This is a genomic window from Pseudomonas sp. P4_D7 (genome assembly GCF_056401755.1).
In genome coordinates this window covers 16670-42523 of record NZ_JBFUIR010000033.1, presented here as the reverse complement: position 1 = coordinate 42523, position 25854 = coordinate 16670, and the positions used below count along the sequence as shown (strand labels likewise).

Sequence of the window (25854 nt, the reverse complement as noted above, 5' to 3'; positions counted from 1 at the left end):
CTCGGTCAGTCCCCTCTCCCTCCGGGAGAGGGCTAGGGTGAGGGGCTCTTGATCTTAAAACACAAAAAAAGCCGCAACCCTAAGGTTGCGGCTTTGTCGTTTCAGCCCTTCAGATCAATGCGCAAACAGCGAATTGCCCTTCTGCCCCGCCAGTTTCTCAGGCTTGATCAGGAACTTCGCCAGTGCCGGCAACAGCCACAGCGCACCGAACATGTTCCACAGCAGCATGAAGGTCAGCATCAGGCCCATGTCGGCCTGGAACTTGATCGCCGAGAAGATCCAGGTGCACACACCGATCGCCAGGCACAGACCGGTGAACAGCACGGCTTTACCGGTGGATTTCAGCGTCTGGTAATAGGCTTCCTGCAACGGCAGCCCCGCGCGCAGGAAACTCTCCAGACGGCTGTAGATGTAGATGCCGTAGTCGACACCAATCCCCACACCCAGCGCCACCACCGGCAAGGTCGCGACTTTCACGCCGATGCCCATGAACGCCATCAGCGCGTTGCCGAGTACCGAGGTCAGCACCAGCGGCAGGACGATGCACAGCGTCGCCGCCCACGAACGGAAGGTGATCATGCACATCACTGCCACGCAGATGTACACCAGAATCAGGATGGTCAGCTCAGCCTGCTTGATGACTTCGTTGGTGGCCGCTTCGATCCCGGCATTACCGGCGGCGAGGATGAATTCCAGACCGTCCTTGTTGTTGTCCTTGGAGAATTCCTGCACCGCGTGCACTGCACGATCGAGGGTTTCGGCCTTGTGATCGTTGAGGAACACCAGCACCGGCGCCAGCGAGCAACTGTTGTTGTACAGACCGTCGGCGCGGGCAATCGAGTTGTTCAGCACGTCCGGGTTGCGTGACAGGGTTTCCCATTTCAGGTTGCCCTCGTTCATGCCCTTGATCATCTGCTTGGACACGGTCACCAGCGAGATCGCCGACTGCACGCCCTCGGTGTTCTGCATCTTCCACATCAGTTCGTCGATCGGCGCCATGGCTTCGAAGCGTGAGCAGCCTTCGGCCTTGGTCTTGACCATTACCACCAGCACATCGGAACTGGTTGAATAGTTGTTGATGATGAAGTTGTTGTCCTTGTTGTAGCGCGAGTCCGGACGCAGTTCCGGCGCGCCTTGGTCGAGGTCGCCGATTTTCAGGTTCTGGCTGTACCAGAGGCCGCCGCCGAAGGCGATCAGCGCCAGCACCACAGAGACGCGTGCGACTTTCGGATTGGCGAAGTTCGACAGCAGGCGCCAGAACGGATGTTCGCGGTTGGCGTCCTTCTTGCTCCTGGCAATCGCGCGTTTACTGATGCCGACATAGGAGATGGCGACCGGCAGCAGAATCAGGTTGGTGAACACGATCACTGCGACGCCGATCGACGCACCAATGGCCAGTTCACGGATCACGCCGATGTCGATGATCAGCAGCGTGATGAAGCCCACCGCATCCGCGAGAATCGCGATCATCCCCGGCAGGAACAGTTGCCGGAAAGTGCGCCGCGCTGCGGTCAACGCGTTGTCGGCCTCGCTGGATTGCAGGGCGATGCCGTTGATCTTCTGCACGCCGTGGGAAATACCGATGGCGAAAATCAGGAACGGCACCAGCATCGAATACGGATCGAGCCCGAAACCGAAGAAGTGCATCAAGCCGAGCTGCCAGACCACCGCCACCAGCGTCGTACTCAACACCGCGATGGTGCTGCGTACGCAGTTGGTGAACCACAACAGCAGAATCAGGGTGATGACAAACGCGATGCCGAAGAACAGCACGACCATCACCAGACCGTCGATCAGGTCGCCGACCTTCTTGGCGAAACCGACGATGTGGATCTTGACGTTGGGGTTCTGCGCTTCGAACTTGTTGCGGATCTTGTCTTCGAGTTCATGGGAGAACTTGCGGTAGTCCAGCGCGAGCAACTTGCCCTGGTCTTCCGGGTCCGGGTAGGACTCCAGCAGCGGGATGTCGACAATGCTCGACTTGAAGTCGTTGGCCACCAGCCGCCCGACCTGGCCGGACTTGAGCACGTTGTTGCGCAGCAGATCGAGGCTGTCTTGCGAGCCGTTGTAGCTCTGCGGGATCACTTCACCGCCGGCGAAACCCTCTTCGGTCACTTCAGTCCAGCGTACGCTCGGGCTCCACAGCGACTTCAGGCCAGAACGGTCGACGCCGGAAATGTAGAACACCTCGTCGTTGATCTGGCGCAGAGTCTCCATGTACTCCTTGGAGAAGATGTCGCCGTCCTTGGCTTCCACCGAAATGCGCACGGTGTTGCCCAGGTTCGCCAGATCGTTGCGGTGCTCCATCATCTTCTCGATGAACGGATGCTTGAGCGGGATCATTTTTTCGAAACTGGTCGACGGCCGGATCAACGTGGCCTGCCAGAACAGGAAAATACTCACCACCAGGCAGATAAGGATCACTGCCGGACGGTTGTTGAAGATCAGGCGCTCAAGAAACGTCGCCTTGTCCTGCTGAGGAGTGATCAAGGAAGTCATAGCCCCGCCTTCTTATTATTGATCTCGGCACCGTTTGGCAGCGTGGTGTGAACGCCACCCTGCCCGCTCAGAATCAGATTGCCGTCGCCGGCAGCGGTGACCGACGACAGGGAAATACGATCCGGACGGTTGAACACGCTGAAGGTCTCGCCGTTGTCGCTGCTGCTGATCACCGAACCGCCGTTGCCAACGATCACGATCGAGCCATCTTCAAGCAGGGTCGCGCCGGACAGGCCGAATTCCAGCGATCCGCGCGCAGCTTTCAGCTCGACCTGCTGCCAGGTGCTGCCGAAATCCGTCGAGCGATAAAGGTTGCCGCGCAAGCCGTAGGCCAGCAGGGTCTGCGGTTGCGCCGTGCCGATCACGCCGAACAGCGAGCCTTCGTACGGGCCTTCGAGTTTTTCCCAGGTCTGGCCGTCGTCGGCGGAGCGGAACATGCTGCCCGACTCGCCGACGATGAACAGCCCAGCGTCCTTCACCGCCGCGATGGCGTTGAGGTGGAATTGATCTTCGTTGTCGAGGCGGTCGCTGACGTCTTCCCAGTTTTTGCCGCCGTCGGTGGTTTCCAGCAGTGCACCGTACGCTCCCACGGCGAGGCCGCTGTTGACGTCCTTGAACCAGACGTCGAGCAGCGGCGATTCGCGTTTGAGGTCTTCGAATTGCTTGGTCCAGGTCAGACCGCCGTCTGCGCTGGCGAGGATTTGCGCGTCATGGCCGACCGCCCAGCCGTGCTTGTCGTCGACAAAGTACACAGCGGTCAGCAGTTGCCGGCTCGGCACCTTGGCCTGGGTCCAGGTCTTGCCCTGGTCATCGGAATAGAGAATGTGCCCGCGATCGCCGACCGCGACCAGGCGTGCGCCAGCGTGGACGACATCGAGAATCAGGCTTTTCGCGGCTTTGGCGGATTCGGTGGCATAGACCACATCGGCTGGCGCCTCGGCAGCAATCACAGGTGCCGATAACGTGGCCAAGCCCAGCATGGAGAGTGCTGTGGCCAGCAACGCGGTGTTGCGTAACGCCGGCGGGCGGCAACGACTCATAGACCTTCCCCTATTTATTATTGTTAGGCCATTGGCCTTCAAGGGCGCCGCAAGTGTGCTCCGCTGATGGCTGGTCAGAAGCATAGTCCTGAAACCCGCAATCCAGAGCCACTTCGGAAGCTGGCTCATCCTATCGGGCTTTCGAAACGTCTGACAATCGGCGCCACGTTATCTTTTGTTAACCGAAAGCGACCTTCTGTTACGAAGAAATTCCCCTGTGGGAGCGAGCTTGCTCGCGAAAGCGGTGGATCAGCCAATAAAGAGGGTGAACGTTACGCCGCCTTCGCGAGCAAGCTCGCTCCCACAGAGGTTGGTGGTGGTTGTGGGATTTGAATACATGACCATTCGCCGGGGTGATGCGGCAAAAGTTACCGGAGGGACTTGCACGATCGGTATTATGGTATACCATCAGACGCACAGACACTCTTAATCCCCCAACGGAGCAGCTCATGAGTTTCGAAATTCGCAAGATCGTCAGCTATGTCGAAGAAACCTTCATTGAAGGCGGCAAGGCCACTGACAAGCCAGTGACCATGGTCGGCCTCGCCGTGGTGATGAAAAACCCATGGGTGGGCAACGGTTTCGTTGAAGACCTCAAGCCGCAGATCCGCGCCAATTGCTCCGACCTTGGTGCGCTGATGGTCGAGCGTCTGGTCGGCATCATCGGCGGTGCGGAAAAAATCGAGGCCTACGGCAAAGCGGCTGTGGTCGGCGCTGACGGCGAGATCGAGCACGCCTCCGCCGTGATCCACACCCTGCGCTTTGGCAATCACTACCGCGAAGCGGTCAACGCCAAGAGCTACCTGAGCTTTACCAACAAGCGCGGCGGCCCGGGCACTTCGATCCAGATCCCGATGATGCACAAGGACGACGAAGGTCAGCGTTCGCACTACATCACTCTGGAAATGCAGATCGAAGACGCACCGCGTGCCGACGAAATCGTTGTCGTGCTGGGTTGCGCTGACGGTGGCCGTCTGCACCCGCGCATTGGCAATCGCTACATCGATCTGGAAGAGCTGGCCGCCGAAAAAGCCCAGTAATCACAATAAAAGGCATTGCAGGAGCGCTCCATGATTCGGCTCACCGCTGAACTCACCCCGGCTGGCACCAGTTACCTGGCGACCGGCCAAGGCCAGCCCGTGGTATTGATCCACGGCGTGGGCCTGAACAAAGAAATGTGGGGCGGGCAGATCGTCGGTCTGTCCAGCCAGTACCAAGTGATCGCCTACGACATGCTTGGTCATGGCGCCAGCCCGCGACCAGCCAGCGGCACCAACCTGCTCGGTTACGCCGATCAGTTGCTGGAGCTGCTCGATCACCTGAATCTGCCGCAGGCAGCGGTGATCGGTTTCTCCATGGGCGGTCTGGTCGCGCGGGCCTTTGCCCTGCATTACCCGCAGCGCCTGCAAAGCCTGGTGGTGTTGAACAGTGTGTTCAACCGCAGCGAAGAACAGCGTGCCGGCGTCATCGCCCGTACCGCGCAAGCCGCCGAACATGGCCCGGACGCCAATGCCGAAGCGGCGTTGTCGCGCTGGTTCAGCCGCGAGTATCAGGCGGCCAACCCGGCGCAGATCGCCGCATTGCGCCAGACCCTCGCCAATAATGATCCTCAGGGTTACCTGACCACCTACGAATTGTTCGCCACCCAAGACATGTACCGCGCCGACGACCTGGGCAGCATTCAGGCGCCGACGCTGATCGCCACCGGTGAACTCGATCCGGGTTCGACCCCGGAAATGGCCGAGCAACTGGCCCGACGCATCCCCGGTGCGAAGGTTGCCGTGCTGGCCGAGCAACGGCATATGATGCCGGTAGAGTCGCCGCGCCTGGTCAACCAGACGCTGCTGGAATTTCTGCAATTCGCACACTCCCGACAAAACCATATAAAGGGGATCGTTGCATGACACTCGCACGCTTCCAGATGTGCATCGGCGGAGAATGGGTCGACGCCCTCTCCGGCAAGACCTTCGAAAGCCTCAACCCGGCCACGGCGCAAGCCTGGGCCGAACTGCCCGACGCTGATGAGGCGGATGTCGAACGCGCCGTGCAATCGGCACAGACTGCTTTCGACAGCCCGGCATGGCGTGGCCTGACTGCCACCGCACGCGGCAAATTGCTGCGCCGTCTCGGCGACTTGATCGCCGAAAATAAAGAACAACTGGCGCAGCTGGAAAGCCGCGACAACGGCAAGCTGATCCGCGAAACCCGTGGGCAAGTCAGCTATCTGCCGGAGTTTTTCCACTACACCGCCGGCCTCGCCGACAAGCTCGAAGGCGGCACGCTGCCGCTGGATAAGCCCGACCTGTTCGCCTACACCGTGCACGAAGCAATGGGCGTGGTCGCCGCGATCATTCCGTGGAACAGCCCGCTGTACCTGACCGCAATCAAACTCGCCCCGGCCCTCGCCGCTGGCAATACGATTGTGATCAAGCCTTCCGAGCACGCTTCGGCGACCATTCTTGAACTGGCACGTCTGGCGCTCGAAGCCGGGATTCCGCCGGGCGTGGTCAACGTCGTCACCGGTTACGGCCCAAGCACTGGCGCCGCCCTCACCCGCCATCCGCTGATCCGCAAGATTGCCTTCACCGGCGGCGCGGCGACAGCGCGCCATGTGGTGCGCAGCAGCGCCGAGAACTTCGCCAAGCTGTCGCTGGAACTGGGCGGCAAATCACCGAACATCATCTTCGCCGACGCCGATCTGGACAGCGCGATCAACGGCGCGATCGCCGGGATCTACGCGGCCTCCGGACAGAGCTGCGTGTCGGGTTCGCGACTGTTGGTGCAGGACGAGATCTACGACGAATTCGTCAGCCGACTGGTCGAACGCGCCCAGCGCATTCGCATCGGCAACCCGCAAGAAGACCACAGTGAGATGGGCCCGATGGCCACCGCGCAGCAATTGGCAGTGGTCGAAGGTCTGGTCGCCGACGCCATCGCTGAAGGCGCGCGTTTGCGCACTGGCGGCAAGCGCCCGGCGGATCTTGGCGAAGGCTGGTTCTACGAGCCGACGCTGTTCGAATGCGACCGCAATTCGATGAAGATCATGCAGGAAGAAGTCTTCGGCCCGGTGGCGTCGGTGATTCGCTTCAAAGATGAAGCCGAAGCACTGGCGATCGCCAACGACTCACAGTTCGGCCTGGCGGCTGGCATCTGGACCCGTGATCTGGGCCGTGCTCACCGCCTCGCTCGCGATGTGCGCTCCGGGATCATCTGGGTCAACACCTACCGTGCGGTGTCGGCAATGGCCCCGATCGGCGGTTTCAAGAACAGTGGCTATGGACGCGAAAGCGGCATCGATTCGGTGCTGGCCTACACCGAACTGAAAACGGTGTGGATCAACCTTTCTCAGGCACCAATGCCTGATCCGTTTGTGATGCGCTAGGAGTCCTGCGAAATGATCGAACCCGGCATTTACAAAGACGTCATGAGCTCGTTCCCGTCCGGCGTCACGGTGGTCACCACCCTTGACCCTGAGGGTGGGATCGTCGGCATCACCGCCAGCGCTTTTAGCGCGCTGTCGATTGACCCGGCGCTGGTGTTGTTCTGTCCCAACTATGCTTCCGACACTTACCCGGTGCTACGTGACAGCAAGAAATTTGCGATCCATTTGCTGTCGGCTGACCAGACGGCTGAGGCCTATGCTTTCGCCAGTAAAGGCAAGGACAAGGCCAAGGACATCGCGTGGCATTTGAGCGAACTCGGTAACCCGATTCTGGCCAAAGCGACGGCGATCATCGAGTGCGAGTTGTGGCGTGAATACGATGGTGGCGACCACGCGATCATTGTTGGCGCGGTGAAGAACCTGATCCTGCCCGAACAACCGGTGACGCCGCGCGATAGCGGTGGATCAGTCGACATCAATGTTGAATGTCAGTCCGCTATCGCGAGCAGGCTCACTCCTACAAGGGACCGTGGTCACAGGAGGAATGATGAGTAACGAAAAGTATGAGAAGGGCCTGAAGATCCGCACTCAGGTGCTCGGCGAAGCCTACGTGCAGCGTTCGATAGAGAACGCCGACGACTTCACCCGTCCGCTGCAGGAAATGGTTACCGAATACTGCTGGGGCCATGTCTGGGGGCGTGAGGGTTTGTCGCTCAAGGAGCGCAGCATGATCAACCTGGCGATGATCTCGGCGCTCAACCGTCCGCACGAACTCAAGCTGCATGTGCGTGGCGCCTTGCGTAACGGCCTGAGTCGTGAGCAAATACGCGAAATTCTGCTTCAGGTCGGCATTTATTGCGGCGTTCCGGCAGCCGTGGACAGTTTCCGGCTGGCCCGTGAAGCCTTTGCCGAAGCCGACGCCGAGGCCTCCAGTTAAACCCTCGGCTGTTTAGATGCCCGTCTGGCATGGACAGCCAACTTAAAGAGCGGACCCCATGAAACGCCAGCCACTCGACGACAGCTTCAAGGTCAATCGCAACCCCGTTACCCTGCGCGAAATCGTGCTGGATAAACTGCGTAGCGCGATCATGAATTTCCAGCTCATGCCAGGCGATCGTCTGGTCGAGCGCGATCTGTGCGATCGCCTCGGTGTAAGCCGTACGTCGGTGCGTGAAGCCTTGCGTCACCTCGAATCCGAAGGCCTGGTCGAGTTCGCCGATGCCAAAGGTCCGCGTGTCGCCATCATCACATTGGCCGACGCCGTCGATATCTACGAATTGCGTTGCGTGCTGGAAGGTTTGATCGTGCAGCTGTTCACCCTGCGCGCCAAGGCCAAGGACATCAAAGCCCTGGAAAAAGCCCTCGACGACAACCGCAAGGCGCTCAAGGACGGCGAACTGCAACAGGTGATCGACTCGGTGCAGGGTTTCTACGACGTGCTGCTCGAAGGTTCGGGCAACCATGTGGCGGCGACTCAACTGCGCCAGTTGCAGGCGCGTATCAGCTACCTGCGCGCGACCTCGGTGTCCCAGGAAAACCGTCGCGGCGCGAGTAACCACGAAATGGAAAAAATGGTCGAGGCGATCAAAAGCGGCGATCCGCTGGCGGCGCATCAGGCCTGCGTCGATCACGTTCGCGCCGCTGCTGCGGTGGCGCTCGACTACCTCAAGCGCAAACAGGAAGAGACCGGCGCCACGCCGAACATCACCCTGCCCATCGCGCTGAAAGAACCCCGTATAGGTCACTGATATGTTCAGCCCGAGCTATTGCCCGAAATGCGGTGGCCCTGACCTCGGTCAGCAGGTGCCGCCGGGCGATACGCACGAGCGCCTGATGTGCCGCGGCTGCGGCTACATCCACTACGTCAATCCGAAGATCATTGCTGGCTGCATCATCGAGCAGGACGGCAAATACCTCTTGTGCCAACGCGCGATCCCACCGCGCCCGGGCACCTGGACGCTGCCCGCCGGGTTCATGGAAAGCGGCGAGACCACCGAGCAAGCGGCCGTCCGCGAAGTCTGGGAAGAAAGCGGTGTGCGCGCGGAAATCGTCTCGCCGTACTCGATTTTCAGCGTGCCGAAGATCAGCGAGGTGTACATCATCTTCCGTGCGATCGCGCTGCAGATCACCGGGCAGTACGGGCCGGAGACTATGGATTACAAGTTCTTCGCGCCGGAAGAGATTCCGTGGGAACAGATCTATTACCCGGCGATCCGGCAGATTCTCGAGCGCTATATCGAAGAACGCCAGGCTGGGGTGTATGGGATCTACATGGGCAATGACGATAGCGGCAAGATTCACTTTATCCGCTGAAGATTGCCTATCCCCCTGTGGGAGCGAGCTTGCTCGCGAATGCGGTCAGACATTCAACATGTGTATCGACTGACACGACGCCTTCGCGAGCAAGCTCGCTCCCACAGTGTTTAGTGGTGTTGCTTAAATTGGGGCGATGCCTTCAACGATGACGATTTCCGCCCTCGCCCATTCTTCGCGGTAACTTTTCGCTTCCTGGTACGCCGCCGAGTGGTAGCACGCCACGGCTTTTTCGTAGCTCTCGAACTCGATCACCACGCTGCGTTGCGGCGTCTGGCGCCCTTCCATCGCCTCGCTGCGCCCGCCTCTGGCCAGAAACTTCGCGCCAAACGCAGCGAACGCTGCCGGCGCGCGCTGGGTGTATTGGCTGTAGTGATCGGCATCAGCTATATCCACATGAGCAATCCAGTACGCCTTCATAATGACCTCTTTGTTGATTGTGTATTATGGTATACCAATATATTTCCAACGAACCCTGAGAGTCCAGCATGGCCTTCAACAACATCGAAGAAATCATCGAAGATTATCGTCTCGGCAAAATGGTCTTGCTGGTCGATGACGAAGACCGCGAAAACGAAGGCGACCTGCTGCTGGCCGCCGACCGTTGCACGCCCGAGGCGATCAGCTTCATGGCCCGCGAAGCGCGCGGGCTGATTTGTCTGACCCTGACCGACGAACATTGCCAGCGTCTGGGTTTGGAGCAGATGGTGCCGGCCAATGGCAGCGTGTTCAGCACCGCGTTTACCGTATCGATTGAAGCAGCGGTTGGCGTGACCACCGGCATCTCCGCAGCAGATCGCGCTTGCACCGTGGCCGCCGCCGTCGCGCCGAATGCCCGCGCTGAAGATCTGGTGCAGCCCGGCCACATCTTCCCGCTGCGCGCCAAGGAAGGTGGCGTGCTGACCCGCGCCGGCCACACCGAGGCCGGTTGTGACCTGGCGCGTCTGGCCGGTTTTACGCCGGCCTCGGTGATCGTCGAGGTGATGAACGACGACGGCACCATGGCCCGTCGCCCGGATCTGGAAGTGTTTGCGCGCAAGCACGGGATCAAGATCGGCACCATCGCCGACCTGATCCACTATCGCCTGAGCACCGAGCACACCATTGAACGCATYGGCGAACGGGAACTGCCGACGGTGCATGGCACGTTCCGCTTGATCACCTTTGAGGATCGCATCGAGGGCGGCGTGCACATGGCGATGGTCATGGGCGATCTGCGCCGTGAAGAACCGACACTGGTGCGCGTGCATGTGATCGATCCGCTGCGGGATCTGGTTGGCGCGGAATATAGCGGGCCGACGAACTGGACGCTGTGGGCGGCGTTGCAACGGGTCGCGGCTGAGGGGCACGGGGTTGTGGTGGTGCTGGCCAATCACGAGTCTTCGCAGGCGCTGCTGGAGCGGGTGCCGCAGTTGACTCAGCCGCCGAGGCAGTTCAGTCGTTCGCAATCGCGGATTTATTCGGAGGTCGGGACTGGGGCGCAGATTCTGCAGAATCTGGGGGTTGGCAAGCTGCGTCACCTGGGCCCTCCTCTGAAATACGCCGGCCTGACAGGTTATGACCTGGAAGTGGTCGAGAGTATTCCGTTTACCGAGTGAAGCTGCCCTCACCCCAGCCCTCTCCCCGAGGGAGAGGGAGCCGACCGAGGTGTTTAGTCGCTATACGCCGACTTGAGATACCGAGTCGAACTGAGGTTTTGAACAGCCTCCAATCGGCCCCCTCTCCCGAAGGGAGAGGGCTGGGGTGAGGGGCTGGATCTGACATTCACAAAAAACATTCAAGCCGAACGCATCAAATAACCGCCCGGCCAGATAACCGGTAAGGCAAAGTGCTTGCACAAAGTTTGGAATACCATAATATGATATTCCATAGACCGGACATTCCAACGAACGTCCATCTACTGCTCCCGACAGGCGGGCAACAACGCAAGCCCGCTCAAAAACACAACAATGAGGGCGTAAAAATGGTGTTGAACAAAGCTGCAACCGCGATCTTTTTTGCGGGACTGCTCAGCGTTACCGGCCAGGCTGCAATGGCTGCCGAGAGCGTGAACTTCGTCAGCTGGGGCGGAAGCACCCAGGATGCGCAGAAACAGGCCTGGGCCGATCCGTTCAGCAAGGCCAGCGGCATCACCGTCGTGCAGGATGGCCCGACTGACTACGGCAAACTCAAAGCCATGGTCGAGAGCGGCAACGTGCAGTGGGACGTGGTCGATGTCGAAGCCGATTTCGCCCTGCGCGCCGCCGCTGAAGGCCTGCTCGAACCCCTCGATTTCAAAGTGATCCAGCGCGACAAGATCGACCCGCGTTTCGTCAGCGATCACGGCGTCGGCTCGTTCTTCTTCTCCTTCGTCCTCGGCTACAACGAGGGCAAACTCGGCGCCAACAAGCCACAGGACTGGAGCGCCCTGTTCGACACCAAAACCTACCCGGGCAAACGCGCGCTGTATAAATGGCCAAGCCCTGGCGTGCTCGAACTGGCGCTGCTGGCCGACGGCGTGGCGGCCGACAAGCTCTACCCGCTGGATCTGGATCGCGCCTTCAAAAAACTCGACACCATCAAGAAGGACATCGTCTGGTGGGGCGGCGGCGCGCAGTCGCAGCAACTGCTGGCGTCAGGTGAAGCGAGCATGGGCCAGTTCTGGAACGGTCGCATTCACGCCCTGCAAGAAGACGGCGCACCGGTCGGCGTGAGCTGGAAACAGAATCTGGTCATGGCCGACATTCTGGTGATTCCAAAAGGCTCGAAAAACAAGGACGCGGCGATGAAGTTCCTCGCCGCCGCCAGCGGCGCCAAAGGCCAGGCCGACTTCTCCAACCTGACCGCCTACGCCCCGGTCAACCTCGACAGTGTGGAGCGTCTGGATTCGACGCTGGCCCCCAACCTGCCGACTGCCTACGCTAAGGATCAGATCACTCTTGATTTCGCGTACTGGGCCAAAAACGGCCAGGCCATCGCGACACGGTGGAACGAATGGCTGGTCAAATGAAAATGGCGGCCACCGCGTCCCGTCCCTCCACTGCCACCGGGGGCGCCACCGGCGCTGCCGGTTCGGCCCACGGAACACAGGCGGTTGCGATGCAGCAAGCCCCGTCCCTCAGACAACGCTGGCGCGGCGCCGGCAACCTCGCTCCGGCGCTGTTGTTCATCGGCCTGTTCTTTCTCGCGCCGTTGATTGGCCTGCTGTTGCGCGGCGTGCTCGAACCGACCCCGGGCCTTGGCAACTATGAACAACTGTTCGCCAACTCGGCGTACGCCCGAGTGTTGCTCAACACCTTCTCGGTGGCCGGGCTGGTAACGCTGTTCAGCCTGTTGCTGGGCTTTCCGCTGGCTTGGGCGATCACCCTGGTACCGCGTGGCTGGGGTCGCTGGATTCTCAACATCGTGCTGCTGTCGATGTGGACCAGCCTGCTCGCCCGTACGTATTCGTGGCTGGTGCTGCTGCAAGCGTCGGGCGTGATCAACAAGGCTCTGATGGCGATGGGCATCATCGATCAGCCGCTGGAAATGGTCCACAACCTCACCGGCGTGGTGATCGGCATGAGCTACATCATGATCCCGTTCATCGTCCTGCCGTTGCAGGCAACCATGCAGGCCATCGACCCGATGATTCTGCAGGCCGGTTCGATTTGCGGAGCCAGCCCGTGGACCAACTTCTTCCGGGTGTTCCTGCCGCTGTGCCGGCCGGGTCTGGCCTCCGGTGGCTTGATGGTGTTCGTCATGTCGCTCGGTTACTACGTGACCCCGGCGCTGCTCGGCGGCGCGCAGAACATGATGCTGCCGGAGTTCATCATTCAGCAGGTGCAATCGTTCCTCAACTGGGGCCTGGCCAGTGCCGGCGCCGCGTTGCTGATCGCGATCACTTTGGTGCTGTTCTACTTCTACCTGAAGCTTCAGCCGGAATCCCCGGTTGGCGCCAGTAACGCGAGGTAAGCCGACATGCTCCTGACCCCCAATGCGATGAGCCGGCGCATGCGCTTCGGTTTGTATGCAACCACCGGGCTGATCGGTCTGTTCCTGCTGTTGCCGATCGTCTTCATCGTGCTGCTATCGTTCGGCTCCTCGCAGTGGCTGGTGTTTCCGCCACCGGGCTGGACGCTGAAATGGTACGGCCAGTTCTTCTCCAACCCCGATTGGATGAACGCCGCCGCGGCCAGCCTCAAGGTCGCCGTGCTGACCACGATCTGCGCCGTGGCCCTCGGTCTGCCGACTGCGTTTGCGCTGGTTCGCGGGCGTTTTCCCGGTCGGGAAATGCTCTACGGTCTGTTCACCCTGCCGATGATCGTGCCGCTGGTGATCATCGCCGTGGCGGTGTACGCGCTGTTCCTCAAGCTCGGTTACACCGGGACGATGTTCGCCTTCGTCGTCAGCCATGTGATCGTCGCGTTGCCGTTCACCATCATCTCGATCATCAACTCGCTGAAGCTGTTCGATCAGTCGATTGAAGACGCGGCGGTGATCTGCGGTGCTTCGCGCCTGCAAGCGGTGTTCAAGGTGACGTTCCCGGCGATCCGTCCGGGCATGGTCGCCGGCGCCCTCTTCGCCTTCCTCGTTTCGTGGGACGAAGTGGTGCTCAGCGTGATGATGGCAAGTCCCACACTGCAAACGCTTCCCGTGAAAATGTGGACCACCTTGCGCCAGGACCTGACGCCAGTGATCGCCGTCGCTTCGACGCTGCTGATCGGCTTGTCGGTTTTGGTCATGGTCATCGCCGCCGCGCTGCGCCGGCGCAACGAAATCAGCGCCTGAGCGCCCAGGAGTACGACATGAGTGCCGTGATCAAAGACGCTTCCCAGCAGAATGACAAACCCCTGGTCAGCCTGCGCAATCTGAACAAGCACTACGGCGACTTTGCCGCCGTCGACAACATCTCGCTGGACATCAAGGACGGTGAATTCCTGACCTTCCTCGGCTCCAGCGGCTCGGGCAAAAGCACCACGCTGTCGATGCTCGCCGGCTTTGAAACGCCGAGCAGTGGCGAGATCCTCGTCAACGGTCAGTCGCTGGTGAATGTGCCTCCGCACAAGCGTGACATCGGCATGGTGTTCCAGCGTTATTCGCTGTTCCCGCATTTGTCGGTGCGCGACAACATCGCGTTTCCGCTGGCGATCCGCAAACTCGCCGCCGCCGAACGTGACAAACGTGTCGACGCGATGTTGAAACTGGTCCAGCTCGAACAGTTCGCCCATCGCCGCCCTTCGCAACTGTCTGGCGGCCAGCAGCAACGTGTCGCCATTGCCCGGGCGCTGGTTTACGAACCACGCATCCTGCTGATGGATGAACCGCTGGGGGCGCTGGATAAAAAGCTGCGTGAAGATCTGCAGGATGAGTTGCGCCAACTGCATCGTCGCCTGGGCATCACCATTGTTTACGTGACCCACGACCAGGAAGAAGCCATGCGTTTGTCGCAGCGCATTGCGATTTTCAGTCACGGCAAGATTGTGGGTCTGGGCAGTGGTTATGACCTTTATCAGAACCCGCCGAATGCGTTTGTGGCGTCGTTCCTGGGTAATTCGAACTTCCTCAAGCTCAAGGCGCAGGGCAATGCGGCGGCTTCGTTTGAAGGACAGTCATTGTCGATTCGACTGACCGCTGGGCTGCATACGGATCAGGATGTATTGCTGATGGTGCGGCCGGAAAAAGCCTTGGCGTTGAGCGTGGCGCAAGCGATCAGCGAACCGCTGCCGTCGGGGTGGAATGAGGTTTCAGCGAAGGTGGTGGAGGTGTTGTTTCTGGGTGAGAGCCAGACTTGCAGTGTGGTTACGTCGGGCGGCACATCAATGACGGTGAAAGCGTTGTCGGCTGCTGGCATGCCGCTCAAGGCTGGCGATCCGGTGCAAGTGCGCTGGGCCACCGCAGACGCCTGCGTTTACACCGAATGGACCGACAGCGACCTGAACAAGGCTGCGGGTTCTCACTGATAGCGTGTTGTCTGTGAGATTTACCCCCTCACCCCAGCCCTCTCCCCCAAGGGGGGCGAGGGGGAAAGGGAGCAGATCGGGGGCTTTTCAGGACCTGAGTTCGACTCAGGACTTTCAAGTCGATGTATAACGCCAAAACAACCCGGTCAGTCCCCTCTCCCTCTGGGAGAGGGCTAGGGTGAGGGAAACAGTCGACGCGGTATCAGACAATAGCGCGGTAGCCTTCAATCTCATCTGGCCACGCGGTCAAGATCTCAAACCCCGTCTCCGTCACCGCCACCATATGCTCCCACTGCGCCGACAACGAGCCATCCTTGGTCAGCACCGTCCAGCCATCCGGCATGTTTTTCACATGACGCTTGCCGGCATTGAGCATCGGCTCCACGGTAAAAATCATCCCGGCCTTGAGCTTCATGCCCTGATTCGGAAAGCCGTAATGCAGGATCTGCGGCTCATCGTGATAGACCTTGCCGATCCCGTGCCCGCAGTACTCGCGCACCACGCTGAAGCCTTCTTTCTCCGCCAGGCTCTGGATCGCGTGGCCGATATCGCCCAGCGTGGCGCCCGGTTTCACCACGCGGATGCCCGCGCACATCGCCTCGTAGGTGGTCTTGATCAGGTGCTGCGCTTCAGGTGTCGCCTCACCGACCACGTACATGCGGCTGGTATCACCGAACCAGCCGTCCTTGATCACCGCGATGTCGAGGTTGACGATGTCGCCATCCTTCAGCGGCGTGCCCGATGGGATGCCGTGGCACACCACGTCGTTGACCGAGGCGCAGACGGTTTTCGGAAAGCCGTGATAACCGACGTTGGCCGGCACCGCTTTCTGCACGTTGACGATGTAGTCGTTGCACAGCCGATCCAGTTCATCGGTGGTCACGCCGGCCTTGACGTGCGGCACCAGCATTGCCAGCACTTCAGCGGCGAGTTTGCCGGCAGCGCGCGATTGCGCGATGTCGGCCGGGGTGTTGATCTTGATCTGGTTTCTCATGCGCTGACGGCTTCCTGAGTCAGTTGTTGCAGGTCGAGCCCGCCATTTTGTTCGGCGCGAATCAGCAAGCGGCAGATCGCACTGTGGTCGAGGTTGGGGTGCAGTTCGGCGAGCATGCCGATGCGCATCCAGTGCTCGGCTTGCGCGTTGATCGAGCGGCTGAGGGCGTTGCTGGAGATCCGCAGATTCTCGTGCATGTCCTCTGAAATCTTTACGATGCCCATATATGAATCCGATACGATATGTATATGGATCGTATATTAGCCAAGGCTTAAGCGAAATTGCAAATCAACCCAGCGCCGCATCGAAAAACGATGAGATAAGCCGACTGGAACGCCGCTCCGCCAAGCAGTACAAATAAGTCTCGGTAAAGAGTTCTTCGCCCTCGATTCTGATCGTGCGGATGTTCGGGTCGGCAATGAACTCCGCTTCTGACACCACCCCCAACCCCAGCCCGCGCACCACCGCCTCACGCAACGCCTCACGACTGCCAATTTCCATGGCGATCCTCGGTTTCACCTGCGCCGCATTCAGAGCCTGTTCCAGCACCAGTCGTGTGGTCGAACCGGGCTCGCGTTGCAGCAGCCGCTGCCCTTCCAGTTCCTCCAGCCGCACGCTGCCACGATTGGCCAGCGAATGTTCATGGTGCGCGAACAAGATGATCGCGTGCCGCGCATAACGCACCGAACACAACGCCGGATCATCCTGACGCCCGGCCAGCACGGCGATGTCGGTCACATAGTTTTCCAGATCCGACAGCACCTGTGCCGAGTTGCCGACGCGGATCGACACATCGATATTCGGATGTTGTTGCAAATAGCTGTCGACCATTTCGATCACATGAAACGGCCCCACCGCACCAACCTTGAGTTGACCACTGTCGAGCCGTCCGGAGTCGCGCAGCAGGTTGTGCGCTTCCAGTTCCAGCAAGGCAATCCGTTGCGCGATCGGCAGCAACTGCCGCCCGACATCGGAAAGCTCGATCCGCCGCCCGCGCCGATGGAACAGCTCAACATTGTGCTGGCGTTCCAAGGCTTGTACTTGCGTGGTCAGGGTCGGCTGGCTCAAGCCTGACGCCCGCGCCCCGGCACTGAAACTGCCGTGACGGGCGACGGCGAGAAAGGCCCGCAGTTTGGCGCTGGACATCCATAGACTCCATCAATAGTTAGCTGTCGTTTCGCATATTGAATTGATTGAATGACTGTCACGTGACAGACCTAGCCTGTGGCAACTCCCAACCACACCGTGGAATGCCATGAAAACAATCAAACAGTTTCTGCGTGTCGCCAGCCTCACCGTCATTGCCCTCGGCGCCAGCCAGGTCTGGGCCAAGGACAAACTGACCATTGGCTTGATCCCCTCGGAAGATTCCCAGGCGATGATCGAATCGAGCAAACAGGTGCTCGACGATCTGCAAGCCAAAATCGGCATGCCGGTGGTGCCGTTCGTGGCTACCGACTACAACGGCATCATCGAAGCGCTGCGTTCGGGCAAACTCGACGTCGCCTATCTCGGGCCGTTTTCCTACGTGCTGGCGACCTCGGTGGCGGATGTCGAGGCGTTTTCGGTGGCGGTGACCAAGAAGACCGGGCAGAGCGCGTACAAAAGCGTGATTCTGGCGCGCAAGGACAGCGGCATTCATTCGCTGGCCGACCTCAAGGGCCATACGTTCGCATTCGTCGACCCGAGCTCAGCGTCCGGGCATCTGTTTCCCAAAGCTGGCCTTGAGCAGGCCGGTTTTGCTCCGGACAGCCTGTTCAAACGGGTGATTTTCTCCGGCTCCCACGACGCCAGCATCCTCGCGGTCGAGAACAAGAAAGTCGACGCGGCGGCCGTGGCTGACCGCATCTTCGCCAGTGCCGTGGCCAAAGGTGTGGTGAAGCAGGATGACTTCGAAATTGTCTGGAGTTCCAAGCCGATTCCTGAGTCGCCGATGGTCTGGCGCAAGGCGCTCGATCCGCAACTGAAGAAGAAAATCGCCGACGCGCTGGCTTCAATCAAGGACGTGCCGTGGGGTGATCAGGGCGTACTCAATGGTTTCCAGCCGACCACCGACGCGTCGTATGACGTGGTGCGCGAAACCGCCAAGGTGCTCGATCTCGATTTGCGGAGCATGAAATGATCAGCATCCGCCAACTGACCAAACACTACGGCAGCAACCCGGTATTGCGCGGCATCGACCTTGAAGTCGCTGCGGGCGAATTCGTCGTGGTGCTCGGTCAGTCCGGCGCCGGTAAATCGACCTTGCTGCGTTGTATCAATCGCTTGGCGCAGGCCGACAGCGGCACGCTGAACGTGGCCGGCATCGACGCCCTCGCCTGCCCTGACACCAGCGTTCTGCGCCGTGAAGTGGCGATGATTTTTCAGCACCACAACGTCGTGCCTCGCCTGAGTGTGCTGAAGAACGTGCTGACCGGTCGCCTCGGTTCCGTCGGCACCCTCGCCTCGATTTTGCAGCTGTTCCGCCGTGACGATGTGGCGTTGGCGATGCAATGCCTGGAGCGCGTCGAACTGGCGCACAAGGCTGGCGAGCGCACCGATTCGTTGTCTGGCGGACAAAAACAGCGCGTCGGCATCGCCCGCGCGTTGGCGCAACGACCGCAGGTGATTCTGGCCGATGAACCGATTGCCAGCCTTGACCCGAAGACCGCGCGCCTGGTGTTGCAGTACTTGCGCGATGCCACCCGCGAACTGGGCATCACCGTGCTGTGCAATCTGCATCAGGTCGAATACGCCCGTGAGTTCGGCGACCGCGTGGTCGGCCTCGCGCACGGCAGTCTGGTGTTCGATGGCAAAGCGTCGAGCATGACCGACGCCGATCTGGCGCGAATCTATCCGGGGCAATCAACAGAGTCCTCCGCTGACGTCCCGACGACCACCCTGTCCTACCGCACTGTATCGAGGGCCTGAGCATGCAATCGCAAAACTATCAGTGGGTCGGCGATCGTCCCCGTGGCCCGCGCAGTTGGCTGACCACCGGCGCCGTCGTCCTGATCGTGCTGTGGACGCTGAACTGGAGCGCACAAGGCGCGCAGCTCAGCCTCGGTGAACTGGCCGCCGGGTTGCCGCAGATCGGCGACTTTCTCTCGCGCACCTTTCCGCCGGACCTGAGCATCCTGCCGCGTCTGATCGCGCCTGCGGTGGAAACCTTGCAGATCGCCATTTGGGGAACCCTGCTTGGCGTCTTACTGGCGGTTCCAATGTCGTTTCTCGCCGCGCGCAATTTAAGCCGCAACCGCTGGCTGTTTCACGCCACCCGCCAGGCGCTGAATTTCACCCGCAGCATCAACGAACTGATCCTCGCCCTGATCTTCGTCTCGGCGGTTGGACTCGGCCCGTTCCCCGGCGTATTGGCGCTGGCTCTGCATGGCCTGGGCATGCTCGGCAAATTCTTCGCCGAGAGCATCGAAGAGATCGACCAAGGCCCGATTGAAGCGCTGCAAGCGACCGGTGCGCGGCCGTTGCAGGTGATTGTGTTTGGTGTTTTGCCGCAGGTCATCACCGCGTGGATTGCGGTGATCCTGTACCGCTTCGAGGTCAACCTGCGCTCGGCCACGGTGCTGGGCATGGTCGGTGCCGGCGGTTTGGGGTTCGAGCTGGTGAGCAGTCTCAAGCTGTTCAAATATCAGGAAACCGCGACCTGCATCATCGTCATCACCTTCATGGTGATAGTCGCCGACGCCATCTCCAGCCGCCTGCGCGCGGCGATCCAGAGCGGTTCGGCGCACTAGCGTAAAGCTGCTATCGGCTCAGCCGATTCAAACCTGCGATTTATCGATTTGTGCCGTTGTCGGTCGCCCTCGACTATGTGACCACACGACAACAACAAGAAGGATTGACCATGACTGCCCGCTTCCAGAACCCCGTCGACACCCGTTTCGGCTGGGGCAGCCTGCAAGACCTTGCCGCCATCACCGAGCAGCAGCGCGTCGCCCTCGTAACCTTCCCTGAGGCCCGAGGGCTGGGCTTGGTGGACCGTTTGCAAAGCTTGCTCGGCGAACGCCTGATCTACGTTTTCGAAGACGTCCAGCCCAACCCCGACGTCGCCCATCTGCGCAGCACTTACGAGCACTTCTGGCAACACGCCGCTGATTGTGACGTGGTCCTCGCCGTGGGCGGCGGCAGCGCCATCGATACCGCCAAGGCGTTGATCGTCGGCACCGAATCCGGCCGTTTCGATGAACTGCTGAGCCTGCTGGCGACAGGCAAACCGTTCACCCCGGCCCGTTGCAAACAACTGATCGCCGCACCGACTACTGCCGGCACGGGCAGCGAAGTCACGCCGTGGGCGACGATCTGGGACAGCGCCAGCCAGAAGAAATACTCGCTTCATCTGGATTGCACCTGGCCACGGGTGGCGATCATCGACCCGCAACTGATGCTCACCGTGCCGGCCGGCGTCACCGTTTCCACCGGGCTCGACGCCCTGTCGCACGCGCTGGAGGCGATCTGGAACGTCAACGCCAACCCGGTCTCAGACACCTTTGCCATTTCCGCAATTGAAGACATTCTCGAATGCCTGCCGCGTTTGCACAAAGATCTGTCGAGCCAAGAGTTGCGCACGCGCATGGCACTGGCCGCACTCAAGGCCGGGCTGGCGTTTTCCAACACCAAAACCGCGCTGGCGCACTCGATTTCCTATGAGATGACCTTGCGCCACGGTTTGCCCCACGGCATCGCCTGCTCCTTCACCTTGCCGCTGGTTTTGGGTTTGGCCTGGGGCCACGACGCTACTCGCGACCGTACCTTGCAACGGGTATTCGGCGCGGACCTGAGCAAAGCCCAACAGCAACTGCGCGAGTTCCTGCACAGCCTCGGGGTGAAGACCGAGTTTGCCGATTACGGCGTCTCGGCCAAGGACGCCGAAGCCATCATCCAGCTCGCAATGCAAGGTGCGCGCGGCAAGAACTTCATCGGTTCACAAGCCGCCTGACGCCTGATAACACCCGAGTCACCCAAGCACCACCAGCGGCATGCAGCCGCGGTGATTTCCTGTCGCACCAAAAAAGAGTGCACCCCGCCGACGACACCCGGCGGGAACCGACAACAATAAGGAAAAGATCATGAATCGTGCCGAAACAATGCCTGGTCTCGCCGTCCGTTCTGCCTCGTTCCGGGTCGCCCAGTGGCGCATGCTGCTGGCAGCGATGTTCTGTTACCTGTTTTTCTACACCGGTCGGCAGACCTTCGGTTTTGCCATTCCGGGGATTCAGGCCGAGTTCGGCCTGAGCAAGGAAACCCTCGGCTGGGCCTCTGCAGCGATGCTCTGGGCCTACGCGATTGGGCAGGCGATCAACGGCAACCTCGCCGATAAATTCGGTGGCCGACGGATCATGACGCTGGGTGCGGTGCTGTCCTGCGGTGCCAACTGGGTGACCAGTTTTGCCGGTGGTTTCACCAGCCTGATTCTGCCGTGGGGCGTCAACGGTTACTTTCAGGCCTTGGGCTGGGCGCCGGGTGGTCGACTGATTGCCAATTGGTGGGCAGCAGGTGAGCGCGGCAAGGTCTATGGTTTTTACACCTTCGCCGCCGGCTGCGCGTCGATTCTGTCGTACGTCACCTCTATCGTCGTGCTCGAAGTGCTGCAACTGGAATGGCGCTGGATCTTCCGCTTGCCCGTGCTGCTGATGCTCGCCGGCGGGATCATTTTCTATCTGGTCGCCCGCGAACGCCCGCAGGATCTGGGCTTCGAACCGGTGGGTGATACCGGTGTGGCCAACGCTGACGACAAACATCAGGAAGCCGCGCAGGGCGAAGTCGAGTCCTCGGCACAACGCTATAAAGCCGTGCTGAAGAATCCCCGCCTGCTGATCGCTGCGCTGTCCCTGGGCTTTCAGAACGCGGCGCGCTACGGCTTGATCGTCTGGGTGCCGGTGCACTTTCTCGGCGCCAACTGGAAAAGCGGCGACAGCATGGTCGACCCGAAATGGATCACCGTCGCCCTCCCCGTCGGCATGGCGGTTGGCGCGTTGAGCAATGGCTGGGTGTCGGACAAGTTGTTCGGTTCCAAGCGGTATCTGGCGATCATGCTCTATATGGTGCTGGGCGCGGCGACCAGCCTGTGGATGTGGAGCCTGCCACCACACAGCGTCATCGGCCTGATCGCCCTGTTCCTGTGCGGCTTCTTCGTCTACGGCCCGGCCTCGAGTTTCTGGGCGCTGTGCCCGGATCTGGTCGGGGCACAGCGCCGGCACCGCGACCGGGATCATGAACTTCTCGTCCTACCTGTTCGCCGGCCTGGCTGAGCCGATGATCGGTCGTTTGCTTGACACCACAGCAAACACGTCTCTCATCTTCATAGTGGTCACCAGCGCCTGCCTGTGCAGCGCGGCAGTGGCATTGTTCATTCGACGCTGACGGGGCTTGCATGTACCAGTATCACAAGTGGTTGCGTTCGTTTCATGCGGTGGCCAAGACCGGCAGTTTTACCCTTGCGGCAGAGTTCCTCAGCGTCGGTCAGCCGACCGTCAGCGAACAGGTCAATGCGCTGGAAAACACCTTCTCGGTCGAGCTGTTCCATCGCCGTGGCCGCTACATCGAAATGAGCGCCGCCGGGCACAAGCTCTATGCGATCACTCAGGGCCTGTTCGGTCAGGAGGATGAAGCCGTGCAACTGTTGCAGAGCTTCAAGCAGCGCAAGACCGGAATGCTGCGCCTCGGCGCGGTGTCACCGCCGATTGCCATGAACCTGACCTATGAGCTGATGCAGCGCCATCCGGATATCGAACTGGAAACCTCGTTTTCTTCGGAAAAGGACACCCTGGCGCGGTTGTTCAACTTTGATATCGACGTGGCGATTCTGGCCTTGTCGGAATTCGATGAGCGCTTCCACACGCGGTTGTATCACCGCTATCCGATCATCGCCGTGGTGCGTGATGACCATCCGTGGGCCAGTCAGGCGCAGGTTCACATCAGTGAAATCAGTGGCGAAAAATGGGTGATGCGCGAATCCAGTGCACGCACCCGACAACTGGTGGAAGAAAGCTGCAAGCGCCTCAATATCGATCTCAACTGCGTCATGCAACTCAACAGCCGCGAAGCCATCGTCCACGCGATCGTCAAGGGCATCGGCATCGGGTTTGTCTCGGCGGTCGAGTACGCCGAAACCCCGGGCACCACGCCGATCACCTTTGTCGATCACCCGTTCTTTATCGAATACCACCTGTGCTGCCTCGGCATCCGCCGGAACCGGCCAGTGATTGCCGAACTGTTTGATGCGAATCCACCGCTGACCTGATCAGCACTGACCCTTGAACCGCCTACCTCATTGCCGAGGGACGGCCCACGCTTACCTGAAAACGGAGATTGACCATGCAGTACCAACAACCGACTCACCTGCAAGCCGCGATCCTCGACTGGGCCGGCACCGTTGTCGATTTCGGCTCGTTTGCGCCGACGCAGATTTTCGTCGAGGCCTTTGCCGAGTTTGGCGTCGCCGTGTCGCTGGAAGAAGCGCGCGGGCCAATGGGCATGGGCAAGTGGGATCACATTCGCACGCTGTGCAACCTGCCGCAGATTGCCGAGCGTTACCGCGCGGCGTTTGATCGCTTGCCGAGTGACGACGATGTAACGGCAATCTACGAACGTTTCATGCCGCTGCAGATCGAGAAAATCGCCCTGCATTCGGCGCTGATTCCGGGCGCGCTCGAAGCCATTGCAGCATTGCGCGACAAGGGTTTGAAAATCGGTTCGTGCTCGGGCTACCCGGCGGTGGTAATGGCCAAGGTTGTCGAACTGGCGCAGGAAAATGGCTATGTCGCCGATCATGTCGTTGCCACCGATGAAGTGCCGAATGGCCGGCCGTATCCGGCGCAGGCGTTGGCCAACGTGATTACCCTGGGCATCGATGACGTGGCCGCCTGCGTCAAGGTCGACGACACCTGGCCGGGAATTCTCGAAGGCCGCGCCGCCGGCATGTGGACGGTGGCGTTGACCTGTTCCGGCAACGCACTGGGCCTGACCTATGAGCAATACAAGGCGTTGCCGTCGGATCGACTGGYGGAAGAACGCGCGCGGATCGGCAAGATGTTCGCCCCTTCGCGCCCGCACTACCTGATCGACACCATCGCCGAACTGCCCGAAGTGATCGAAGACATCAATGCGCGCCTGGCCCGGGGCGAAACTCCTCAGTCCTGCTGATTGATCGTCCGCACCCCGCGCTGATCGTTCCCACGCTCTGCGTGGGAATGCAGCCCGTGACGCTCCGCGTCACTGGACGCGGAGCGTCCCTAGAGGCGTTCCCACGCGGAGCGTGGGAACGATCAACAGCCAAATCGCGGGCAAAAAAAAKCTGCCAAAACTGGCAGCAAAAACTTTAAGAACACGCGATGTATTGGCCTCAGCATAGACGCCGGATAATGACAGTGTCATGACAGTCGCAAATTCATTCAACCGCCCCGCCCCCGTCATCAGGATGTCATCAAGATCACGGCAGAATCCTCGCAAACCGTCTTGAGCCTCGCGACGGATGCTCTGCAAGGATTCCCATGAAAGACGACGCCTCGCTGTTTGCCGCCATCGACCTGGGTTCGAACGCCTTTCGCCTGATGATCGGCCAGTCGGTGCGCAGCCGCAAAGGCTTGCAGATTCAGGAAGTGAAAACCCTGCGCGAACCGGTGCGCCTCGCCGAAGGCTTTGATGGCGGCGCACTGGATGCCTTGGCACTGGATCGCGGCTGGCAGGCGTTGGCGCGGTTCGGCAAGAAGCTGCGTGGTTTCGAGGCCGGCCGTGTTCGTGCGGTGGCCACAAGCGCGGTGCGTGAAGCGGACAACGCGCAACTGTTTCTGGCCAGTGCCGAGCGGCATCTGGGCTTTCCCATCGACGTCATTTGCGGCCATGAAGAGGCGCGGCTGGTCTACGCCGGCGTAACTCACGCCTTGCCCAGCGCCGACGACCTGCGCCTGGTAGTCGACATCGGCGGCGGCTCCACCGAGCTGATCCTCGGCCAGGGCTCACAACCCTTGTTAACCGAAAGCATCGCCATCGGCAGCGGCACCTTGAGCACGCGATTCTTTCGCGGCGGCGATGTGTCCGCCAGCGCGCTACAGGAGGCCGAACGCTTCGCCATCCTGCAGTTTGAAAAAGTTGCCCGGCGCTACCGTGCTCAGGGCTGGCAGCAAACCATCGGCTCTTCCGGCACCGCGCGCATGCTCGCCAAAGTACTCAAGACCAATCGCCTCAACGACTTCGGCCAGGACGGCATCACCTACGGCGGCCTGCTGCGCCTGTCGCTGCTGTTGTTGAAGGTAAACAACGTGCAACAGCTCAAGCTCGCAGGCCTGCAACCACACCGCCAGAGCATTCTGCCCGGCGGTCTGGTGTTAATGCTGGCGGCATTCAAAGTGTTCGGTATCGCACAAATGCTGCCCTCCGAACCGGGCCTGCGTCTGGGCGTGTTGCACGGTTTGATGAGCCAGCACTAATCCTCGCCGCAACAGATTCGTCTCCCCTTCAGCGGCTTGATCGACTAACATGCCGCCGCTGGTTCCCGAACGGGACTAATAGGGAATCCGGGGTGCTTGCACAGCATTGACCGGAACTGCCCCCGCAACTGTAGGTGCCGAGCCTGCTCCACGACTGCCACTGGGTGAATCCCGGGAAGGCCGGAGCCAGGCGATGACGCATCAGTCAGGAGACCTGCCGGCACAGTGATTACTAACCGGCGGGGTGTCCGGGAAGGACATCGTGCCGTGCGCGTCTTCGTTG

The 25854-nt window shown here is 60.5% G+C and carries 24 protein-coding genes, 2 pseudogenes and 1 riboswitch; of the genes and pseudogenes, 20 read left to right on the top strand and 6 right to left on the bottom strand.

Translation table 11 applies throughout. The annotated features are described in order from the left end of the window. Positions 1-114: 114 nt before the first annotated feature. Both AC1DVF_RS20215 and AC1DVF_RS20210 read right to left on the bottom strand, forming a co-directional pair. Positions 115-2499 carry an efflux RND transporter permease subunit gene (locus AC1DVF_RS20215; protein ID WP_477783038.1) on the bottom strand — a complete coding sequence of 795 codons (2385 nt, stop codon included), beginning with the start codon at positions 2497-2499 and terminating at the stop codon, positions 115-117. After that, positions 2496-3539 carry a WD40/YVTN/BNR-like repeat-containing protein gene (locus AC1DVF_RS20210; protein WP_477783037.1) on the bottom strand — a complete coding sequence of 348 codons (1044 nt, stop codon included), beginning with the start codon at positions 3537-3539 and terminating at the stop codon, positions 2496-2498. Before AC1DVF_RS20210 ends, AC1DVF_RS20215 begins: the two co-directional genes overlap by 4 nt. A 449-nt stretch (positions 3540-3988) precedes the next feature. On the opposite strand from AC1DVF_RS20210, the gene AC1DVF_RS20205 reads away from it, so the two are divergent. The 7 genes and pseudogenes from AC1DVF_RS20205 (at position 3989) to AC1DVF_RS20175 (ending at position 9234) form a co-directional block, all read left to right on the top strand. After that, on the top strand, positions 3989-4579 hold the full coding sequence (locus tag AC1DVF_RS20205) for an amino acid synthesis family protein (RefSeq protein WP_007917992.1): 591 nt from the start codon (positions 3989-3991) through the stop codon (positions 4577-4579). Positions 4580-4609: 30 nt separating this feature from the next. Further along, positions 4610-5443, top strand: a complete 834-nt coding sequence (locus AC1DVF_RS20200; RefSeq protein WP_320337015.1) for an alpha/beta fold hydrolase — start codon at positions 4610-4612, stop codon at positions 5441-5443. Further along, positions 5440-6921, top strand: coding sequence for an aldehyde dehydrogenase (locus AC1DVF_RS20195; protein WP_093437780.1), 1482 nt, complete (start codon positions 5440-5442; stop codon positions 6919-6921). The genes AC1DVF_RS20200 and AC1DVF_RS20195 overlap by 4 nt, the downstream gene beginning before the upstream one ends. Before the next feature lie 12 nt (positions 6922-6933). Beyond that, a pseudogene (locus AC1DVF_RS20190) lies at positions 6934-7371 on the top strand (flavin reductase family protein); the annotation flags it as partial. A 97-nt stretch (positions 7372-7468) separates the two neighbouring features. After that, the gene (locus AC1DVF_RS20185) at positions 7469-7858 is read left to right on the top strand and encodes a carboxymuconolactone decarboxylase family protein (RefSeq protein ID WP_007968634.1); all 390 of its coding nucleotides are present in this window, start codon (positions 7469-7471) and stop codon (positions 7856-7858) included. Between the two features lie 58 nt (positions 7859-7916). Next, the gene (locus tag AC1DVF_RS20180; RefSeq protein WP_116256671.1) at positions 7917-8669 is read left to right on the top strand and encodes a GntR family transcriptional regulator; all 753 of its coding nucleotides are present in this window, start codon (positions 7917-7919) and stop codon (positions 8667-8669) included. Position 8670: 1 nt separating this feature from the next. Then, positions 8671-9234: an NUDIX hydrolase gene (locus AC1DVF_RS20175; RefSeq protein ID WP_477783036.1), complete on the top strand. Its 564-nt coding sequence runs from the start codon at positions 8671-8673 to the stop codon at positions 9232-9234. A 123-nt stretch (positions 9235-9357) separates the two neighbouring features. Here AC1DVF_RS20175 and AC1DVF_RS20170 read toward each other — a convergent pair whose 3' ends face one another. Next, positions 9358-9654 carry a DUF1330 domain-containing protein gene (locus tag AC1DVF_RS20170; RefSeq protein ID WP_477783035.1) on the bottom strand — a complete coding sequence of 99 codons (297 nt, stop codon included), beginning with the start codon at positions 9652-9654 and terminating at the stop codon, positions 9358-9360. A 68-nt stretch (positions 9655-9722) separates the two neighbouring features. Between AC1DVF_RS20170 and ribBA the strand changes: the two genes are divergently transcribed. From ribBA to AC1DVF_RS20145, 5 genes are all read left to right on the top strand, one after another. Beyond that, positions 9723-10832: a bifunctional 3,4-dihydroxy-2-butanone-4-phosphate synthase/GTP cyclohydrolase II gene (ribBA, locus tag AC1DVF_RS20165; RefSeq protein WP_093437765.1), complete on the top strand. Its 1110-nt coding sequence runs from the start codon at positions 9723-9725 to the stop codon at positions 10830-10832. 365 nt (positions 10833-11197) lie between these two features. Then, positions 11198-12223: an ABC transporter substrate-binding protein gene (locus AC1DVF_RS20160; RefSeq protein ID WP_093437763.1), complete on the top strand. Its 1026-nt coding sequence runs from the start codon at positions 11198-11200 to the stop codon at positions 12221-12223. Further along, positions 12220-13167, top strand: coding sequence for an ABC transporter permease (locus AC1DVF_RS20155; protein ID WP_414926168.1), 948 nt, complete (start codon positions 12220-12222; stop codon positions 13165-13167). The genes AC1DVF_RS20160 and AC1DVF_RS20155 overlap by 4 nt, the downstream gene beginning before the upstream one ends. A 6-nt stretch (positions 13168-13173) precedes the next feature. Then, complete coding sequence (locus AC1DVF_RS20150; protein ID WP_007918021.1) at positions 13174-13983, top strand: ABC transporter permease; 810 nt, start codon at positions 13174-13176, stop codon at positions 13981-13983. Positions 13984-14000: 17 nt separating this feature from the next. Next, a complete protein-coding gene (locus tag AC1DVF_RS20145) occupies positions 14001-15155 on the top strand; it encodes an ABC transporter ATP-binding protein (RefSeq protein WP_099758787.1) in 1155 nt (384 codons plus the stop codon). 202 nt (positions 15156-15357) lie between these two features. Here the strand turns inward: AC1DVF_RS20145 and map are convergent, their stop codons facing one another. From map to AC1DVF_RS20130, 3 genes are all read right to left on the bottom strand, one after another. Next, complete coding sequence (map, locus tag AC1DVF_RS20140) at positions 15358-16149, bottom strand: type I methionyl aminopeptidase (protein WP_460128232.1); 792 nt, start codon at positions 16147-16149, stop codon at positions 15358-15360. Then, positions 16146-16373 carry a ParD-like family protein gene (locus AC1DVF_RS20135; protein WP_007918027.1) on the bottom strand — a complete coding sequence of 76 codons (228 nt, stop codon included), beginning with the start codon at positions 16371-16373 and terminating at the stop codon, positions 16146-16148. Before AC1DVF_RS20135 ends, map begins: the two co-directional genes overlap by 4 nt. 64 nt (positions 16374-16437) lie before the next feature. Then, a complete protein-coding gene (locus tag AC1DVF_RS20130; protein ID WP_477783034.1) occupies positions 16438-17295 on the bottom strand; it encodes a LysR substrate-binding domain-containing protein in 858 nt (285 codons plus the stop codon). Positions 17296-17404: 109 nt separating this feature from the next. Between AC1DVF_RS20130 and phnD the strand changes: the two genes are divergently transcribed. The 8 genes and pseudogenes from phnD to AC1DVF_RS20090 all read left to right on the top strand — a co-directional run bounded on the left by phnD (position 17405) and on the right by AC1DVF_RS20090 (position 25571). Beyond that, positions 17405-18271, top strand: coding sequence for a phosphonate ABC transporter substrate-binding protein (phnD, locus tag AC1DVF_RS20125; protein ID WP_093437749.1), 867 nt, complete (start codon positions 17405-17407; stop codon positions 18269-18271). Further along, positions 18268-19059, top strand: a complete 792-nt coding sequence (gene phnC, locus AC1DVF_RS20120) for a phosphonate ABC transporter ATP-binding protein (protein ID WP_320337019.1) — start codon at positions 18268-18270, stop codon at positions 19057-19059. The genes phnD and phnC overlap by 4 nt, the downstream gene beginning before the upstream one ends. A 2-nt stretch (positions 19060-19061) precedes the next feature. Next, positions 19062-19880, top strand: coding sequence for a phosphonate ABC transporter, permease protein PhnE (gene phnE, locus AC1DVF_RS20115; RefSeq protein ID WP_320337020.1), 819 nt, complete (start codon positions 19062-19064; stop codon positions 19878-19880). Positions 19881-19990: 110 nt separating this feature from the next. Then, positions 19991-21082, top strand: a complete 1092-nt coding sequence (psrA, locus tag AC1DVF_RS20110) for an iron-containing alcohol dehydrogenase PsrA (protein WP_093437740.1) — start codon at positions 19991-19993, stop codon at positions 21080-21082. Positions 21083-21212: 130 nt separating this feature from the next. Then, positions 21213-22506 (top strand): annotated as a pseudogene (locus AC1DVF_RS20105) (MFS transporter). A gap of 10 nt (positions 22507-22516) precedes the next feature. Then, complete coding sequence (locus tag AC1DVF_RS20100) at positions 22517-23386, top strand: LysR substrate-binding domain-containing protein (protein WP_460090606.1); 870 nt, start codon at positions 22517-22519, stop codon at positions 23384-23386. A gap of 74 nt (positions 23387-23460) precedes the next feature. Further along, a complete protein-coding gene (phnX, locus tag AC1DVF_RS20095) occupies positions 23461-24288 on the top strand; it encodes a phosphonoacetaldehyde hydrolase (protein WP_477783033.1) in 828 nt (275 codons plus the stop codon). 347 nt (positions 24289-24635) lie between these two features. Further along, entirely contained in the window at positions 24636-25571 is a 936-nt protein-coding gene (locus AC1DVF_RS20090; protein WP_320337024.1) for a Ppx/GppA family phosphatase, read from the top strand. 42 nt (positions 25572-25613) lie between these two features. Then, positions 25614-25807: riboswitch (cobalamin riboswitch) on the top strand. The last annotated feature ends 47 nt before the right edge of the window (positions 25808-25854 follow it).

Excerpts from the sequence above, each read along its gene's own strand:
- AC1DVF_RS20130 (WP_477783034.1), bottom strand. The coding sequence starts at position 17,295 with ATGTCCAGCGCCAAACTGCGGGCCTTTCTCGCCGTCGCCCGTCACGGC.
- AC1DVF_RS20090 (WP_320337024.1), top strand. The coding sequence starts at position 24,636 with ATGAAAGACGACGCCTCGCTGTTTGCCGCCATCGACCTGGGTTCGAAC.
- AC1DVF_RS20170 (WP_477783035.1), bottom strand. The coding sequence starts at position 9,654 with ATGAAGGCGTACTGGATTGCTCATGTGGATATAGCTGATGCCGATCAC.
- AC1DVF_RS20135 (WP_007918027.1), bottom strand. The coding sequence starts at position 16,373 with ATGGGCATCGTAAAGATTTCAGAGGACATGCACGAGAATCTGCGGATC.
- phnC (WP_320337019.1), top strand. The coding sequence starts at position 18,268 with ATGATCAGCATCCGCCAACTGACCAAACACTACGGCAGCAACCCGGTA.
- AC1DVF_RS20155 (WP_414926168.1), top strand. The coding sequence starts at position 12,220 with ATGAAAATGGCGGCCACCGCGTCCCGTCCCTCCACTGCCACCGGGGGC.
- AC1DVF_RS20180 (WP_116256671.1), top strand. The coding sequence starts at position 7,917 with ATGAAACGCCAGCCACTCGACGACAGCTTCAAGGTCAATCGCAACCCC.
- AC1DVF_RS20195 (WP_093437780.1), top strand. The coding sequence starts at position 5,440 with ATGACACTCGCACGCTTCCAGATGTGCATCGGCGGAGAATGGGTCGAC.
- AC1DVF_RS20200 (WP_320337015.1), top strand. The coding sequence starts at position 4,610 with ATGATTCGGCTCACCGCTGAACTCACCCCGGCTGGCACCAGTTACCTG.
- AC1DVF_RS20100 (WP_460090606.1), top strand. The coding sequence starts at position 22,517 with ATGTACCAGTATCACAAGTGGTTGCGTTCGTTTCATGCGGTGGCCAAG.
- AC1DVF_RS20185 (WP_007968634.1), top strand. The coding sequence starts at position 7,469 with ATGAGTAACGAAAAGTATGAGAAGGGCCTGAAGATCCGCACTCAGGTG.
- AC1DVF_RS20215 (WP_477783038.1), bottom strand. The coding sequence starts at position 2,499 with ATGACTTCCTTGATCACTCCTCAGCAGGACAAGGCGACGTTTCTTGAG.
- AC1DVF_RS20210 (WP_477783037.1), bottom strand. The coding sequence starts at position 3,539 with ATGAGTCGTTGCCGCCCGCCGGCGTTACGCAACACCGCGTTGCTGGCC.
- phnE (WP_320337020.1), top strand. The coding sequence starts at position 19,062 with ATGCAATCGCAAAACTATCAGTGGGTCGGCGATCGTCCCCGTGGCCCG.
- map (WP_460128232.1), bottom strand. The coding sequence starts at position 16,149 with ATGAGAAACCAGATCAAGATCAACACCCCGGCCGACATCGCGCAATCG.
- AC1DVF_RS20175 (WP_477783036.1), top strand. The coding sequence starts at position 8,671 with ATGTTCAGCCCGAGCTATTGCCCGAAATGCGGTGGCCCTGACCTCGGT.
- AC1DVF_RS20205 (WP_007917992.1), top strand. The coding sequence starts at position 3,989 with ATGAGTTTCGAAATTCGCAAGATCGTCAGCTATGTCGAAGAAACCTTC.
- phnD (WP_093437749.1), top strand. The coding sequence starts at position 17,405 with ATGAAAACAATCAAACAGTTTCTGCGTGTCGCCAGCCTCACCGTCATT.
- AC1DVF_RS20145 (WP_099758787.1), top strand. The coding sequence starts at position 14,001 with ATGAGTGCCGTGATCAAAGACGCTTCCCAGCAGAATGACAAACCCCTG.
- AC1DVF_RS20160 (WP_093437763.1), top strand. The coding sequence starts at position 11,198 with ATGGTGTTGAACAAAGCTGCAACCGCGATCTTTTTTGCGGGACTGCTC.
- psrA (WP_093437740.1), top strand. The coding sequence starts at position 19,991 with ATGACTGCCCGCTTCCAGAACCCCGTCGACACCCGTTTCGGCTGGGGC.
- AC1DVF_RS20150 (WP_007918021.1), top strand. The coding sequence starts at position 13,174 with ATGCTCCTGACCCCCAATGCGATGAGCCGGCGCATGCGCTTCGGTTTG.